The sequence below is a fragment of the Gallibacterium faecale genome (assembly GCF_027920745.1).
Classification (GTDB): domain Bacteria; phylum Pseudomonadota; class Gammaproteobacteria; order Enterobacterales; family Pasteurellaceae; genus Gallibacterium; species Gallibacterium faecale.
The window spans coordinates 26,789-43,486 of the sequence record NZ_JAQIBB010000046.1; the positions used below are offsets into that span (position 1 = coordinate 26,789).

Consider the following 16,698-nt stretch of genomic DNA (forward strand, 5'->3'; position numbering starts at 1 on the left):
TCCTTATTAATTAGCTACACCATAAACAAGGTTTGGTAACCAAGTTGAAATGGATGGAATGTAAGTAAGTAGTAATAGTTCGATTAAGAGTAATCCCCAAAATGGAAGTACGTCTTTGATAAATTTCTCTATTGGTACTTCAGTAATTGAGCAAGTAGTAAACATTACTGTACCTAGTGGAGGGGTAATTGTTCCGATTGCACCATTGAAGATAAATACAATGCCAAAATGAATAGGATCAATGCCATATGAATGAGCTATTGGAGCGAGTAGTGGTGCAAGTACGATCATAATTGCATTGCCTTCTAAGAACATACCTAGAACTAATAAAGCAATATTTACTAGCATTAAGAAAGTAATTGGGCTATCCACAATTGTTGTCATCCATTGTGCTAGAGCTTGAGGTACTCTTTCCCAAGTAAGAAATTTAGAAAAAGCAACTGCCATACAAATGATAAGAAGTACATTGGCTGCACCTAAAGCAGACTCTCTTGTTGCTAACCATAATTGTTTCAAATCCATGTTTCTATAGATAAGAGTTCCTAAAATAATTGCGTAAATTACTGCAACAGCACCAGCTTCGGTTGGAGTAAATACTCCCATTCGGATACCACCAATAATAATGATTGGCAATAGGAGGGCTAGAACAGCATCTTTTGCTGAAAGTGCAATTTCCTTGCAACTAGCACGTTTTTCTCTGATTGGTAGATAACCACGTTTCTTAGAAATAATAGATACTAAGATCATCATTAATATACAGAGTAAAGTACCAGGGATTACACCAGCTAAAAATAATCGACCAATAGAAACATTATTAACATAGCCATAAATAATCATGGCAATGCCAGGAGGAATGATTGGTGTAATTAAAGATCCTGCAGCAGTTACCGCCGCGGAGAATGAAGCACTATATCCACGAGCAACCATTTGAGGAACTAATAATTTAGAATTCATTGCGGCATCAGCAATATTAGAACCAGATAATCCGCCCATTAAGGTACTTAAAGCAACATTAACTTGAGCTAAACCACCATTCATATGTCCTGTGAGTACTTCACAAAACTTTAATAACCTAGCACTAATACCAGTGTGATTCATAAAGACACCAGCCATGATAAAAAATGGAATTGCTAATAAAGTTACAGATTCAAGTCCACCGGCAAGACGTTGAATAAGCATAATCATTGGTTGATTGCTCATTAGAAAATAACTTAATGTGGAGATAAAAATACAAAAAGCTACAGGTGTACCGATAACAAATAATATTAATAAAATAGCTATAGGAATAATAACGCTCATAGTTGATTCCCTCTGTTAATTTTAAAGAAATAATAAATTTTTCTTATTTCGTAATAAGCCATGAAACAAGCGCTAATAGGGATAATGGCGTAAATAGCTAAATAAGAAACATGTAAAGTTGGTGTAAAACGGACTTTAGACATTGGTAATAGCTTGAAACCTAAATAAATCATAAAAAAAAGTGCAAAAAGCATAATGCATGGCTGGATAACGCCATCAATAAAGTTCGCTATTTTGTGAGGTAATTTGCTTAATAAAAAGTCAATACGAATCAACTCATTATTTTTACAAAGTGCACTTGATGCGAGGAATGTAAACCAAATAAAAAAGACTACACAAATTTCCTCAACCCAAGCACTTGGAGAGTTAAGAAAATAGCGCATAATGACACCATAACCAGAAAGTAGCACTATTAGTGCTAAGAAAAAGGAAGCGAGAATTTCATCAATATCGCTAAACCAGAATTTTTTTTGTTGAGATTGTGAATTCATAATGATAAATCCCTCCAATTAAAAAACGGTGAGTAAGATAACTCACCGTTTGATAGTGATTAGTATTGCTCTAATTGAGATTGAATATTTTTGTATAGATTAGGTGACCATTCTGGAAAACCATTCTGAATAAGTTCTCTAACAGAATTTTTAAATGCTTCTATATCAACTTCATTAACCTGAACTCCAGCTTTCTTCAATTTTTCTAATGCATCTTTTTCTGCATCAAAAATCAAACTAGCACCATAGGCGACCATTTCATTACCTGTATCAACAATAATTTTTTGTTGCTCTGGTGTTAATGTATTCCAAAATGCTGTTCCAGTTACAAATGGAGACATATTAGTAGTATGTGCGGTTAAATTAAGATTTTTTGCAACTTCATAGAATTTTCCACCATATAGCACTACTGTTGGATTTTCTAATCCGTCAATAATACCTTCAGATAATCCAGGATAAACATCTGCTAAAGACATAGGAGTTGGGACACCACCCATAGCTTTGATAGTTTGTAAATAGACACGAGAATGCTGAACCCTTACTTTTACTCCTTTTAGATCTTCAGGTTTAGTAATAGGCTTTTTGGTTAATAAATGACGTGTTCCATAAATAACATCAGGAATAACAATATGAATGTTTTGTTTATCTAATTGTTGACTAAGTCCTTTAAACCAGTCTGAATGAAGGAGTTTTGATTTTTTTCAAATGATTGTGAAAGATAAGGGGCATTGACAACTCCTAGATCTGGAACAATATCCATCAATTCACCATAGTCACTAATTGTAATAATATTGGCTCCAAAACGAGCTTGTTCTAATACTTCAGTTTGACCACCTAATTGACTTGATGGGAATAATTTAAAAATAATGTCACCATTAGATTTTTCTTTAACTTTATCAGCCCAAAAATGCATTGCTTTATCGATAGGTTCTCCTGGTTGGTTTCCATAAGCAATCATAATTTCTGTTGCAGCTAAGCTATTAATAGAGAAGCTTAATAATCCTAACGATAGAGTTAATAAAGATTTTTTGAGTAAGCGCATAGTTTTTACCTCGCTAAGTTGTAGTAGAAGAAATCACGTTATAAATCACTGTAATATAATCAGGTAATTAGCAAATAACGTAATGTTGAAAATGACTAAAACCGCAACATTGCCTGTTTTTTATCTGTCTTTTATTTGAAAGTAATAACACTCTTAATTAAAGATTTATTATTAACAATTTGCTCAGCATAGATATCAGCTAAACCTTCAAAATTAAAAGTATGAGTCAACATCATGGCAGCAGATAATTTATTTTGGGCCATTAGTTGTTGTACTTTAGAAAAATCTTCATAAGTTGCATTTCGGCTTCCTAATAAAGTAGTTTCTTTTTTATGAAAGTCAGGATCAGAAAATGAAAAATCGCCTTTAAATAAACCAACAAAAACAATTCTGCCTCCATGTCTTATCAGATTTACTGCGTTATTCATGGCTTTTTGGTTACCAGTTGCATCAATGACAATAAGAGGAAGTTTCCCATTAAAATAATCTTCAACTTTTTCAGAAATAGGGTCAAAAGAAGATAATTTGAGTTGTTTTTTAATATGTTCTCTGCGAGCCTCACTTGTATCTGCAATGACAACATGTGCACCATCTGCAGCTGCAATTGCCGCAGCACCTAATCCAATTGGTCCAGCTCCAACAATAAGAACATCATCATTTGGTTGGATGTTTGCTCTGCGTACAGCATGAGCACTAATTGCAAATGGTTCGATAAGAGCTGCACTAATATCATCAACATTATCAGATATAGGTAGAATATTTTTTTCGGGAACAGATAGATATTCACAGAAGCAGCCATCTTCATGGACTCCAATCACGGAAATTTTTTCACAACAATTTGTTTTTCCACTGCGGCAAGCATCGCATTCACCACAAGAAACATAAGGAATAAGAGCGACTCTTTGTCCAACCTTCCAATTAGTTACTTTATTGCCAACAGCTTTAATTGTGCCACTGGCTTCATGCCCTAGTATACGAGGGTAAGTAAAAAAAGGTTGGTTACCGGCAAACGCATGTATATCAGTACCACATATACCTACGGCTGCAATTTTTAGTAGAACATTGTTTTCTTTTGGAGTAGGAATATCTAGTTCTTGATAAATGAATTCAAACGGTTTATTACAAATTAAAGCTTTCATTTTGTTATCCTCTTTTTAATAAATAGTGGGAGCATTATTCTGTAGATTTTGGAAAAATTCTTAGGGTTGTTGTAGTAATGTGAATATGAAAGTGTTTTAATGTTTTTTATATGTTTTTTATTAATTGAGAGAAAATTTGATGAGTAGAGATTTTGAATTGAGGCAAGAAGTAAGTAATCAAATGATAGATGCCTTAAGAGAAGGTGTTTTATCATCACCATTACCATCACAAACTATTTTGGCATCTTTATACAGTGTAAGCCGTACGACAATACGTTATGTATTAATGTCTTTGTTAGAGAAAGGAATTTTAGCGAAACAAGGAGATAATTATATTGTCATTCGAGTTCCTACAGAAGAAGATAAATTTTTAAAATTGAAAACGAAAAGAAATGATCCTAAAGCGATTAAAAAGATAGAAACTTACTTTAAAGCAGCTATTCAATCTAAAGTTATAAAACCAGGCGATCAGGTGTCGGAATTGTGGTTGGCTAAAAATGCGAATGTAGATATTTTTTCTGTTAGAGAATACCTAATTCAATTTTCTCGTTTTAACTTAATTAAAAATTTAGGTCGAGGAAAATGGCAACTAGTAGCCTTTACACCACATTATGCAGATAAGTTATTTGAATTAAGAGAAATGTTGGAATGCCATGCATTGAATTGCTTTATGAACTTACCTAGTTCAGATGTACGGTGGAGTAAAATGAAAATGCTATTACAGGAACATCGTACATTGAGAGAAAATATTTCTGAGAGATTTACAGATTTTTCAAAATTAGATCATCAATTTCATTCTCTAATTCTATCAGCAGCTAATAATCCATTTATAAATGATTTCATTGAACTTATTTCTATTATTTTTAACTTTCATTATCAATGGGATAATCGAGATTTGAAGACTAGAAATGTATTGGCGGTAGAAGAACATTTGGCGATATTAGTAAAAATAGTAAGCCAAGATGATCTTGGTGCTATTACTGAGTTAAAACATCATTTAAGTACAGCAAAAAAATCATTAATGAATAGCATTGAGATAGTTACGCAAAGCTAATCATCTATTGAGGAACAAATTTATAAAAAAGCTATGAAATTCTATTTTCATAGCTTAGATAGCTGACAAACTTAAATTTATTCACAAATCTTAATAAATGTTCATTAGGTTCCCTCTCACACTTGCCCGAATGCAAATAAGATTTTTAGGCAAAAAAAGTGATCATTTTTCGAACGTAGTGAGAAAAATCTCTGTTTTTTGCCGCCCGGAAAATCTTATTGGAATGAGGATTAGCAAGTGTGTGAGGGTGTGTTTCTTTTGCTTCGTTTTCTTTACACAAGTAAAGAAAATGAAGGCGCCCTTTAGGGCGAAACCTAAAAGCTAATTAGAACAAAATATTAAATAGACTTTGTCATCGAATTGGCTATGAAATTCTATTTTCATAGCTTTTTTTATGCTTTGTATCACAAGATAAGTGAAATAAGCATTATTTTGATAAAAAACAACAAGGAATTACTTGCAATCCTCTATTTCAGAGAATAGACTAACGATAAGTGGTAAATTGTGGTAAATAGTGGTAATAAATTCTTCATTTCAACTGATTTATAGGTAGCGAGTTATGTTTCGAGGTGCATCATTAATTAATCTGGATGCCAAGGGTCGTTTAGCGATTCCAACTCGTTATCGCACCGAGCTTCTTGAGAAAGAACAAGGACAACTTATTTGTACCGCCGATATTCGCCAACCTTGCCTATTGTTATATCCCTTATCAGAGTGGGAAATCGTCGAGCAAAAATTACTGCAATTACCAAACTTTGATGAAACTGGACGACGTTTACAACGTGTTATGTTGGGCTATGCAACAGAATGTGAATTGGATAAAACTGGTCGCATTTTGTTAAGTCCTGCATTAAGACAACATGCCGCCCTAGAAAAAGAAATTATGCTTGTTGGTCAGCTAAATAAATTTGAAATTTGGCAAGCTGAAAAATGGCAACAACAAATTGCAGAAGACATTCAAATTGGTAGCAGTGGTACGATGGCGACGTCTGATGAGTTAAGAACTTTGTTTTTATAAGCGAGTTTTATTCATATGGAACAAGTAACCTATTCAGATCCTGCACATTTTACTGTTTTACTCAATGAAGCAGTAGAAGGATTGTCTTTAAAGCCTAATGGTATCTATATTGATGGTACCTTTGGGCGAGGCGGACATTCTCGTAAAATTTTATCTGAGTTAGGTGAACAAGGTCGTCTTATTGCTATTGATCGTGACCCAGAGGCGATTCTTGCCGCACAAGCAATTCAAGATTCTCGTTTTTCAATTGAACACAATACTTTTTCTGAAATTAAATCAATCTGTGAAGCGCATAATTTAGTTGGCAAAATTGATGGTATTTTGCTTGATTTAGGCGTTTCTTCGCCACAGTTAGATGATGCTGAACGTGGATTTAGCTTTATGCAAGATGGTCCATTAGATATGAGAATGGATAGTTCTAAAGGAATTTCTGCCGCAGAATGGTTACAACAAGTATCAGAAAGTGATTTGGTTTGGGTATTGAAAACTTTTGGTGAAGAGCGTTTTGCCAAACGTATTGCACATAATATTGTCGAATTTAATCGCCAGGCATTACAAAATAAAACAGAACCATTAACACGCACATTGCAACTAGCACAACTGATTGCGCAATCTATGCCAATAAAAGAAAAACATAAACATCCAGCAACTCGTAGCTTTCAAGCTATTCGTATTTTTATTAATAGTGAGTTAGAAGAATTAGAAAAGATTCTTAATTCAGCTATCGATGTGTTAGCACCTGAAGGCAGATTAGCGATTATCAGTTTTCACTCTTTGGAAGATCGTTTAGTAAAACGTTTTATGAAAAAACAGAGTAAAGGTGACGAAATTCCAAGAGGACTCCCGTTAACTGAAGCACAAATCGAACGTAATCAAAAATTAAAATTAATTGGTAAAGCGATTATGCCAACAGAAGCAGAGCTCGCCGTAAATAGCCGTTCAAGAAGTGCAGTATTACGTGTAGCGGAGAGATTAAGATGATATTTAAAAGCTATGATCGTTATCCGTTATGGCGAATCATTGTAGATGATATTTTTCAGGCGAATAAAACCGTTATGCTTTTATTAATTGCTTTATTAATTACCGCAGTTTCTACAATTTGGATTACGCATTTAACACGTCTAGCGATTAATGAAAAAAATCAATTACAGACGGAATATCAGGCATTACAAAGTGAAGCACTGAATTTGCGTTTAGAAGATAGCGCATTGAGTGATCGTACTCGTATTGAAGGAATTGCCCGTCAATTAGGAATGCAGTCAACACAGGATGAACAAGAAGTATTAATTATTGAATAAAACAGATAACTAGGTAACACAATGGTACGGGCAAAAATTAAATCATCACAACAAACAAGCAGTTTTTCTAAAGGACGCTATATTGTCACGATTATATTAATTATGGCTGGTCTAATTGCGCTTATCGCAAGAGCTGCATATGTTCAGTTAGTTAATGCAGATTTTTATATTGCAGAAGGCAATAAACGTTCACTTCGTACAGAACAAATTCCTTATATCCGTGGCGATATTCTTGATCGCAAAGGTGAATTATTGTCAGTCAGTGTAGAGAATTATTCGATTATTGCCGATCCAAAAGAAATTTTTGAAAAAAATTCATTAATGGAAAAAGATCGTTGGCAACGCTTAGCTGAAACATTAAATGTACCGTTATCGGACGTTATCAATCGTCTTAATAAAAATCCTAAATCTCGTTTTGTGTATTTAGATCGCCAAATTTCTCCAACAATGGCGAAATATATTCACGATCTTAAAATCACAGGCGTTTCTATGCGTAAAGAGTACCGCCGTTTCTATCCAACAGTGGAAGAGTCTGCACAATTATTAGGTTATACCAATATTGATGGACAAGGGATTGAAGGGATCGAAAAAAGCTTTGATTCTTTGTTAATTGGAAAATCAGGATCTAAAACCTATCGTCGTGATAAATCAGGAAATATTATTGAGAATATTTCGAGTACTCAAAAATATGATGCCCATGATGTGACATTAAGTATCGATCGCCATTTACAGTCAATGGTATTCCGCGAAATTAAAAAAGCAGTAGCTGAGAATAAAGCAGAATCAGGTACAGCCGTATTAGTAAAAATTAGTACAGGTGAAATTCTAGCGATGGCTACAGCGCCGTCTTATAACCCGAATAATATTTTTGGTTCACAAGCTGAATTACGCCGTAATCGTGCGATTACCGATACATTTGAACCAGGTTCAACAGTAAAACCGTTTGTGGTGTTAACTGCATTAAATCAAAAAATTATCTCACCAGATACAGTGATTAATACTAAACCATTTGTGGTTAATGGGCATACTATCCGCGATGTTGCTCCACGTAATGAATTATCTATTACTGGGATTTTGCAAAAATCTAGTAACGTTGGGGTGAGCCGTTTATCTTTACAAATGCCAATTTCGGTATTGATGAATACATATCATAAAGCTGGATTTGGAATGCCAACTAATTTAGGTTTAGTCGGTGAGCAATCAGGAACCTTACCATTACACCGTAAGCGTTGGGCGGATATTGAACGTGCAACAGTAGCTTATGGCTATGGTTTAACTGTAACACCATTACAATTAGCTCGAGCTTATGTGGCATTAGGTAGTTTTGGTGTTTATCGTCCGCTTTCAATCACTAAAGTTGATCCACCAGTTATTGGTGAGCGTATTTATCCAGAAAAAATTACGCGTGAAGTAGTACATATGATGGAAAGTGTTGCACAACCAGGCGGTGGTGGTATTGCTGCGGCTGTTCCTGGATATCGTGTGGCAATTAAAACTGGTACAGCGAAAAAATTAGAAAATGGTCAATATGTAGATAAATATATTGCTTATACCGCTGGAATTGCGCCTGCAAGTGATCCACAGTTTGCGTTAGTTATTTTGATTAATAACCCAACAGCAGGTAAATATTATGGTGGGGCAATTTCTGCGCCAGTATTCTCAAAAATTATGGGGCATACTTTACGCGCGAAAAATATTACTCCAGATGGTATTGAGGGTGATACAAAGAGTGCAAAACGTATTGTGCGTATTGACACATTAAAAAATGAAAATTTAAGAGATAACTAAGGGTAAAGCAATGCAGCGTTTAAGCCGTTATTTTGGTCTAACATTACCAAATCATCAGTTGCAAACTATGCAATTAGATAGTCGAGCAGTAAAACAAGGTGATGTGTTTATTGGATTAATTGGACATCAAATTGACGGTAGAAAATTTGTGACACAAGCAATTAATGCAGGCGCTGCAGCAATTATTGTCGAAAGTGATGATCCAGCAGATCATACTCGTTTAACGTGGCAAGATAATATCCCTGTTATTCATGTCTATCAACTGGCTAGTCAGCTTTCTAAGCTGGCTGGTGAGTTTTATCAACAACCTTCAACTCAATTAACCCTTGTTGGTGTCACCGGAACTAATGGTAAAACTACCGTAGCGAATCTATTAACGCAATGGAATCATCTATTGGGTAAACGTAGTGCAGTGATGGGGACGATTGGTAACGGCTTTTATCAGCATATCCAACCTGCAACAAATACCACAGGCTCAGCAGTAGAAATTCAACGTAATTTAGCTGAGTTTGTTGAACAGGGTGCAGAATTTGTTGCGATGGAGGTTTCTTCACATGGCTTGGTACAACAACGTGTTGCGGCATTACATTTTGATGCAGCCGTATTTACTAATTTAAGCCGTGATCATTTAGATTATCACCATACATTAGAAGCTTATGCAGCTGCGAAAAAAACATTGTTTACAGAGTTAGATGTAAAACAAAGAGTGATTAATGCAGATGATGTTGTGGGAAAACAGTGGCTACAAGAACTACCTGATGCAGTAGAAGTGAGTTTATCTGCAACCTTTACTCCACAACATCAACAATGGTTGAAAGCAGAACAAATTGAATACCATCCACTAGGTGCTACAATTCATTTCTCATCAAGCTGGGGAAGTGCAATTTTCCACTCAAAATTAATTGGTGAATTTAACGTGAGTAATTTGTTGTTAGCGACAGCAACATTATTATCACTTGGGTATCCTTTATCAGATTTACTCAACACAGTTTCGCAACTTGAAGGTGTATGTGGAAGAATGGAGCGTTTTACCGCAGAAAATAAACCAACAGCCGTTGTTGATTACGCTCATACACCAGATGCCTTAGAAAAAGCATTACTTGCATCACGTTTACATTGCCATGGTGAACTGTGGTGTATTTTTGGTTGTGGAGGTGATCGTGATAAGGGTAAACGCCCACAAATGGCAAAGATTGCAGAACAATTAGCAGATAAAGTGATTATTACGGATGATAATCCACGTACTGAAGATGCGGCAGCAATTATAAATGATATTGTTCAAGGGCTAGACTTTCCAAATAACGCTACTATAATTCATCGCCGTGAACAAGCATTAGCCTATGCATTTGAGCAGGCTAAGCCTAATGATTTGATTTTAGTTGCGGGTAAAGGCCATGAAGATTATCAAATTATTGGACACACAAAACACCATTTTTCTGATCGTGAAATTGTTTCACAATTACTTGGACTTAATAACAAAACTTAGTCAACAAAGAAGAATAACAAATGATCTCAATTAATTTCTCTACTTTAAGTAAAGTATTAGCAGCAAAAGAAATTAATCCTCCCCAAGCTGATATTGAAGTAGATAGTGTTACAACTGATAGCCGCACAAATTGTTGCGGCAGTATTTTTTTTGCATTACGGGGAGAAAGTTTTGATGCACACCAATTTTTAGATCGTGTGTATCAACAAGGCGCAAAAATTTTAGTGGTTGAACAACCTAATTTGGCGATTCCGTTACCGCAATTAGTCGTAACAGATACGAAAAAAGCATTAGGACAATTAGCTGCTTGGGTAAGAACTAAAGTGAATCCAAAAGTGGCAGCAATGACAGGATCCTCTGGTAAAACCACCGTAAAAGAAATGACGGCAGCGATTTTACAACAAACGGCGAAATCAGCTGATGAAGTCTTATTTACTGCTGGAAACTTCAATAATGATATTGGCGTACCATTAACATTATTACGTTTAACTAACCAACACCGTTATGCTGTGATTGAATTAGGGGCAAATCATGCTGGTGAAATTGCCTATACTACGCAATTAGCTCGCCCAGATGCAGCATTAGTGAATAACGTTGCTCCAGCACATTTAGCGGGCTTTGGCTCAATTGAGGGAGTTGCTAAGGCGAAAGGTGAAATTTACCAAGGGCTAACGACAACAGGTATCGCAATCATTAATGCGAATTGTCAGTACCTTAATTATTGGCAACGCAATATTGGTTCTCATCAGATTCAACAATTTTCTATTAATTCTCCTCAAGCAGATATTTACGCAAAAGAGATTCAAGCTTCTGCAATCGGCTATCATTTTATTCTTTGTACCCCACAAGGTGAAACAGCGATCGATTTACCTTATTTAGGTGAGCATAATATTAGTAATTCGTTAGCAGCTACTTCATTAGCGATGGCGTTAGGTGCGTCTTTGGCAGATGTTAAAGCTGGCTTAGCTTTAGGAAAACGGGTAAAAGGTCGATTATTTCCAGTAGTAGTGAATTCACAATTCACAATTTTAGACGATACTTACAATGCTAATGTAGATTCCCTAAAAGCAGCGATTGCTGTTTTACAACAATCAGCACAAACCGTAAAAATTCTTGCAGTTGGTGATATGGCAGAATTGGGGGAAAGTACAGAACAGTGCCATCATCAGGTTGCTGAGGCTGCACAACAAGCGAATTTAAGTAAAGTGGTTAGTTTTGGGCATTATAGCGAAATCATTAGTAGTTTGTGCCATGGAGAACATTATCAACAAAAAGCCGCATTAATTACCGCATTGCAGCAATACATAACAGAACAGCTACAAGCAGGAAAAACAATTTTATTATTAGTCAAAGGATCTCGTTCAATGAAAATGGAAGAGATCGTCGAAGCATTTAAAGGTTTTGAACAATGTTAGTTTGGATTAGTGAGTTTTTAGTTCAGTATCACACGTTTTTTAATGTTTTCTCATATATTACTGTGCGAGCAATTTTAGCGTTATTAACCGCTTTATTATTCTGCTTATGGATTGGTCCAAAAGTGATTACTCGTTTACAGTTATTACAAATTGGCCAAGTAGTGCGTGATGATGGTCCACAAAGCCATTTTAGTAAACGTGGTACTCCAACTATGGGCGGAATTATGATTCTAGCTTCTATTGGTGTAAGTACCCTGCTATGGGCAAACCTCGAAAATCCCTATGTTTGGTTCGTGTTATTTGTTTTATTTGGCTATGGAGCGATTGGGTTTATTGATGACTATCGCAAGGTTGTTCGGAAAAATACGGATGGATTGATTGCGCGCTGGAAATATTTTTGGCTGTCTGTGGTGGCTTTATTGGCAGTATGCGGTATGTATTACATTGGGAAAGGTACTAATGCGACTTTATTAGTCGTGCCTTTCTTTAAAGAGATTATGCCACAATTAGGTTTATTCTATATTGTTCTTGCCTATTTTGTGATTGTTGGTACCAGTAATGCTGTAAATCTAACCGATGGCTTAGATGGATTGGCGATTATGCCAACCGTGTTAGTTTGTGCGGCGTTTGCTTTAATTGCGTGGGCAACAGGAAATATCAATTTCGCCGATTACTTGCATATTCCATATATTAAATTTAGTGCTGAATTAGTGGTGGTCTGTACCGCTATTGTGGGCGCTGGATTAGGTTTCCTTTGGTTTAATACTTATCCCGCACAAGTATTTATGGGCGATGTTGGTTCATTATCGCTAGGTGGTGCAATTGGAACTATCGCCGTTTTAGTAAGACAAGAATTCGTGTTGGTGATTATGGGCGGTGTATTTGTAATGGAAACACTCTCGGTTATTTTACAAGTAGGTTCATACAAATTAAGAAAACAGCGCATTTTCCGTATGGCGCCAATTCATCACCATTTTGAATTAAAAGGTTGGCCAGAACCACGAGTAATTGTCCGCTTTTGGATTATTTCCTTGATTTTGGTGTTATTAGGATTAGTCACATTGAAATTGCGTTAAGCAATATTGGGGGACATATGGCAACTCGTCATTTCGATTATACTGGCAAAACAGTCACTATTGTTGGATTAGGTAAAACAGGGATTTCTTGTGTTGATTATTTTGTGAATAAGGGGGTAAAGCTACAAGTCATTGATACACGCCAACATCCAGCCGGTTTAGATCAACTTGCTAATGATATTCCAGTACACACAGGTAGTTTAAACACAGAATGGTTATTAAACAGTGATTTAATTGTGTTAAGTCCCGGTATTGCATTAAAGACACCAGAAATTGCACAAGCGATTGCCGCAGGTGTTGAGGTGGTTGGTGATATTGAATTATTTTGTCGCGAAGCACAAGCACCAATAGTCGCTATTACAGGATCTAACGGTAAGAGTACTGTTACTACTTTAGTATATGAAATGGCTAAAGCTGCGGGTATCAAAGTTGGCATTGGTGGTAATATTGGTATTCCAGCGCTGTCGTTATTAACCGAACCGCACGATTTATACGTACTTGAGCTATCAAGTTTTCAATTAGAAACAACCTTTAGTTTACAAGCGGCAGCAGCAACAATTTTAAATATTTCTGAAGATCATATGAATCGTTATCGTGATTTAGAGGATTATCGCCAAGCTAAATTGCGCATTTATCATCAAGCAAAAACTTTAATTGTTAATAAAGAGGATCGTTTAACTTATCCAGATGAGAATGAGCCACAACAAACATTATTAAGTTTTGCAGAAACAGGTTCAGATTATTATTTAGCGATAACAGAAAATAAAGTCTATTTAGCTACACCAGAAAAACAGTTATTAGCACTGGATCAGCTGAAATTAAGCGGTCGCCACAATTATATGAATGCATTAGCTTCTATTGCCTTAGCACAAGCAGTAAATGTACCTGAACACGGTATTATTGAAGCATTAAAAACATTTGGTGGTTTAGATCATCGTTTCCAAACTGTACACGAAGCTAATGGAGTACGTTGGGTTAATGATTCAAAAGCAACCAATGTAGGAAGTACTCAAGCAGCATTAAATGGATTAGAAGTTGCAGGACGGCTATACCTATTATTAGGTGGTGATGGTAAAGGTGCTGATTTTAGCGAATTAAAACCTTTGATTAATAAGCCGAATATTTTCTGTTATTGCTTTGGTCAGGATAAACAAGCTTTAGCAGAACTTTCTACACAAAGTGTTATCGTTGATACGATGGAAGAAGCAATCAATGCAATTCGTCCATTGTTACAAGCAGGTGATATGGTATTGTTATCACCAGCGTGTGCAAGTTTAGATCAATTTGCAAATTTTGAAGTTAGGGGAAATGAATTTGCCCGTTTAGCAAAACAATCAACAGAATAAGGTCAGGATTAATGTTATCGAAAATAAAAGATGGGTTTTGGCGCTGGGGACGTATTACACCACAATCGTCTTTGTATGATCGTACCTTATTTTTATTGTTTATTATCCTATTATTTATTGGCTTTATTGCGGTAACTACCGCCTCATTTACCACTGCTGCTAAGTTATATGATGATCCACTCTATTTTACAATTAGAGATGGTGTTTATATTGTTACCGGCGTTGCATTATTCTTTTTTGTCTTGCAGATTCCTATGGAAAAATGGGAAAAGTGGAGTACAGGACTATACCTTCTCGCCTTAATATCGTTAATTGTGGTGTTAATTGTCGGGCGTAATATTAATGGCGCGACTCGTTGGATCTCTTTAGGATTTGTTAATTTCCAACCAGCAGAATTGGCAAAATTAGCCCTAATTTGTTACCTTTCTAGCTTTTTTGTGCGTAAGTATGATGTTGTTACTACTCGACAGCTCATTTTTATTCGTCCGACCATTGTTTGCGGAATTCTAATCTTATTCTTACTTTGCCAGCCTGACCTCGGAAGTAGTGTTGTACTGTTTGTGATCACGTTCGGGATGCTATTTGTAGTAGGGGCAAAAATATTCCAATTCTTTTTATTAATCGGTATGGGTGCAAGTATGTTGATGTTTTTGATTGTGATTTCACCCTACCGAATGAAACGGGTTACCTCTTATATGGATCCATTTGCTGATGCATTCGGAACAGGCTATCAATTATCAAACTCATTAATGGCTTTTGGTAATGGAGAGTTTTGGGGACAAGGGTTAGGAAATTCTGTCTTAAAATTAGAATACTTACCCGAAGCGCATACCGACTTTGTATTAGCCATTATAGGTGAAGAGTTTGGATTTGTTGGGGTGTTAGTGATTGTTTTCCTATTATCAGCACTCGTATTTCGAGCATTAAAAATTGGTAAAGAATCATTAAAATTAGAAGCGAAATTTCGCGGTTTTTTTGCCTTTGGTATTGCATTTTGGATCTTTTTCCAAGGTTTTGTGAATTTAGGTGTCACAATTGGTCTATTACCTACCAAAGGATTAACTTTCCCACTGATTAGTTATGGTGGTTCAAGTTTAATTATTATGTGTATTGCAATTGGGATTTTAATGCGAGTCGATCATGAAAATCGCTTAGCAAGTGGGCATGCACATTTACGAGATGATTAGAGTTATTTATGGCAAAACGTTTATTAGTTATGGCAGGCGGCACTGGCGGTCATGTTTTCCCAGCAATTGCAGTAGCAAGAGTATTACAGGCTCAAGGCTGGCAAGTTGAATGGTTAGGTACTAAGGATCGGATGGAAGCCGATCTGGTACCTAAACATGGTATTCCAATCCATTTTATAGAAATTTCAGGATTACGGGGTAAAGGAATTAAAGCCCTGATACAAGCCCCGTTTAAAATTGTTAAAGCAATCTTACAAGCGAAGAAAATTATTAAAAAATATCAACCTGATGCTGTGTTAGGTATGGGAGGATATGTATCGGGACCAGGTGGAGTTGCTGCTAAGTTATGTGGTGTGCCAGTCATTCTACATGAACAAAATGCAGTAGCGGGCTTAACTAATAAATGGCTAGCAAAAATTGCTACACGTGTTTTACAAGCGTTCCCTACTGCGTTTGCTGATGCAGAAGTTGTTGGTAATCCAGTTAGAGCAGATATGTTTCAATTACCCTCACCACAACAGCGTTTTTTACAACGTGAAGGCAAATTGCGTGTATTAGTGGTAGGGGGAAGCCAAGGTGCAAGAGTTCTCAATTTATTAATGCCTGAAGTTGCTAAGAAAGTAGGTGATCGCATTACAATTCGCCATCAAGTAGGGCAAGGTGGTAGTGAGAAAATTCGCGCTTTATATCCAAGCAATGCTGAAGTGACCGTAACAGATTTTATTGATGATATGGCAGAGGCTTATGCTTGGGCAGATGTAGTGATTTGTCGTTCTGGTGCTTTAACAGTTTGTGAAATTGCTGCAGCCGGTGTGCCAGCAATTTTTGTACCATTCCAACATAAAGATAGACAACAATATTTAAATGCACGCTATTTAGCTGATGAGGGTGCAGCAGAAATTATAGAGCAAGTCGATTTAACCGCTGATAAAGTTGTTGTTTTTTTACAGCAATGGGAGCGCCAAACGTTATTAGCTATGGCAGAAAAAGCACAAACAAAAGCAACTCCTCAAGCTGCACAACAAGTTGCGGCAACGATTATTTCAGTTACACAATAAG

Annotated in this window: 14 protein-coding genes and 1 pseudogene; 11 read left to right on the top strand and 4 right to left on the bottom strand. The window is 36.1% G+C overall.

Features of this window, described 5'->3' with window-relative positions; genetic code table 11:
• Positions 1-6: 6 nt before the first annotated feature.
• The 4 genes and pseudogenes from PF272_RS03955 to PF272_RS03975 all read right to left on the bottom strand — a co-directional run bounded on the left by PF272_RS03955 (position 7) and on the right by PF272_RS03975 (position 3,971).
• Positions 7-1,299 (bottom strand): TRAP transporter large permease, encoded by a 1,293-nt coding sequence (locus PF272_RS03955; protein WP_271141702.1) that lies wholly within the window; start codon positions 1,297-1,299, stop codon positions 7-9.
• A complete protein-coding gene (locus tag PF272_RS03960; protein WP_271141703.1) occupies positions 1,296-1,790 on the bottom strand; it encodes a TRAP transporter small permease in 495 nt (164 codons plus the stop codon). Before PF272_RS03960 ends, PF272_RS03955 begins: the two co-directional genes overlap by 4 nt.
• Positions 1,791-1,849: 59 nt before the next feature.
• Positions 1,850-2,832, bottom strand: a pseudogene (locus PF272_RS12960) (C4-dicarboxylate TRAP transporter substrate-binding protein).
• A gap of 131 nt (positions 2,833-2,963) precedes the next feature.
• Entirely contained in the window at positions 2,964-3,971 is a 1,008-nt protein-coding gene (locus tag PF272_RS03975) for a zinc-binding alcohol dehydrogenase family protein (protein WP_271141705.1), read from the bottom strand.
• Positions 3,972-4,110: 139 nt separating this feature from the next.
• Here PF272_RS03975 and PF272_RS03980 point away from each other — a divergent pair, with 139 nt between their 5' ends.
• The 11 genes from PF272_RS03980 (at position 4,111) to murG (ending at position 16,697) form a co-directional block, all read left to right on the top strand.
• Entirely contained in the window at positions 4,111-5,025 is a 915-nt protein-coding gene (locus PF272_RS03980; protein WP_271141706.1) for a GntR family transcriptional regulator, read from the top strand.
• A 559-nt stretch (positions 5,026-5,584) separates the two neighbouring features.
• Positions 5,585-6,043: a division/cell wall cluster transcriptional repressor MraZ gene (gene mraZ / locus PF272_RS03985; RefSeq protein ID WP_065237555.1), complete on the top strand. Its 459-nt coding sequence runs from the start codon at positions 5,585-5,587 to the stop codon at positions 6,041-6,043.
• Between the two features lie 15 nt (positions 6,044-6,058).
• On the top strand, positions 6,059-7,024 hold the full coding sequence (gene rsmH / locus PF272_RS03990; protein ID WP_271141707.1) for a 16S rRNA (cytosine(1402)-N(4))-methyltransferase RsmH: 966 nt from the start codon (positions 6,059-6,061) through the stop codon (positions 7,022-7,024).
• On the top strand, positions 7,024-7,341 hold the full coding sequence (gene ftsL, locus PF272_RS03995; RefSeq protein ID WP_271141737.1) for a cell division protein FtsL: 318 nt from the start codon (positions 7,024-7,026) through the stop codon (positions 7,339-7,341). The genes rsmH and ftsL overlap by 1 nt, the downstream gene beginning before the upstream one ends.
• A 21-nt stretch (positions 7,342-7,362) precedes the next feature.
• Positions 7,363-9,129, top strand: coding sequence for a peptidoglycan glycosyltransferase FtsI (ftsI, locus tag PF272_RS04000; RefSeq protein WP_271141708.1), 1,767 nt, complete (start codon positions 7,363-7,365; stop codon positions 9,127-9,129).
• Between the two features lie 10 nt (positions 9,130-9,139).
• Positions 9,140-10,615: a UDP-N-acetylmuramoyl-L-alanyl-D-glutamate--2,6-diaminopimelate ligase gene (murE, locus tag PF272_RS04005; protein ID WP_271141709.1), complete on the top strand. Its 1,476-nt coding sequence runs from the start codon at positions 9,140-9,142 to the stop codon at positions 10,613-10,615.
• Between the two features lie 20 nt (positions 10,616-10,635).
• Positions 10,636-12,030 (top strand): UDP-N-acetylmuramoyl-tripeptide--D-alanyl-D-alanine ligase, encoded by a 1,395-nt coding sequence (gene murF, locus PF272_RS04010; protein ID WP_271141710.1) that lies wholly within the window; start codon positions 10,636-10,638, stop codon positions 12,028-12,030.
• Complete coding sequence (gene mraY / locus PF272_RS04015; RefSeq protein ID WP_065233578.1) at positions 12,024-13,106, top strand: phospho-N-acetylmuramoyl-pentapeptide-transferase; 1,083 nt, start codon at positions 12,024-12,026, stop codon at positions 13,104-13,106. Before murF ends, mraY begins: the two co-directional genes overlap by 7 nt.
• Positions 13,107-13,123: 17 nt before the next feature.
• On the top strand, positions 13,124-14,452 hold the full coding sequence (gene murD, locus PF272_RS04020) for a UDP-N-acetylmuramoyl-L-alanine--D-glutamate ligase (protein ID WP_271141711.1): 1,329 nt from the start codon (positions 13,124-13,126) through the stop codon (positions 14,450-14,452).
• An 11-nt stretch (positions 14,453-14,463) separates the two neighbouring features.
• The gene (gene ftsW, locus PF272_RS04025) at positions 14,464-15,639 is read left to right on the top strand and encodes a putative lipid II flippase FtsW (protein WP_065239436.1); all 1,176 of its coding nucleotides are present in this window, start codon (positions 14,464-14,466) and stop codon (positions 15,637-15,639) included.
• Between the two features lie 8 nt (positions 15,640-15,647).
• Positions 15,648-16,697 carry an undecaprenyldiphospho-muramoylpentapeptide beta-N-acetylglucosaminyltransferase gene (murG, locus tag PF272_RS04030; protein ID WP_271141712.1) on the top strand — a complete coding sequence of 350 codons (1,050 nt, stop codon included), beginning with the start codon at positions 15,648-15,650 and terminating at the stop codon, positions 16,695-16,697.
• The last annotated feature ends 1 nt before the right edge of the window (position 16,698 follow it).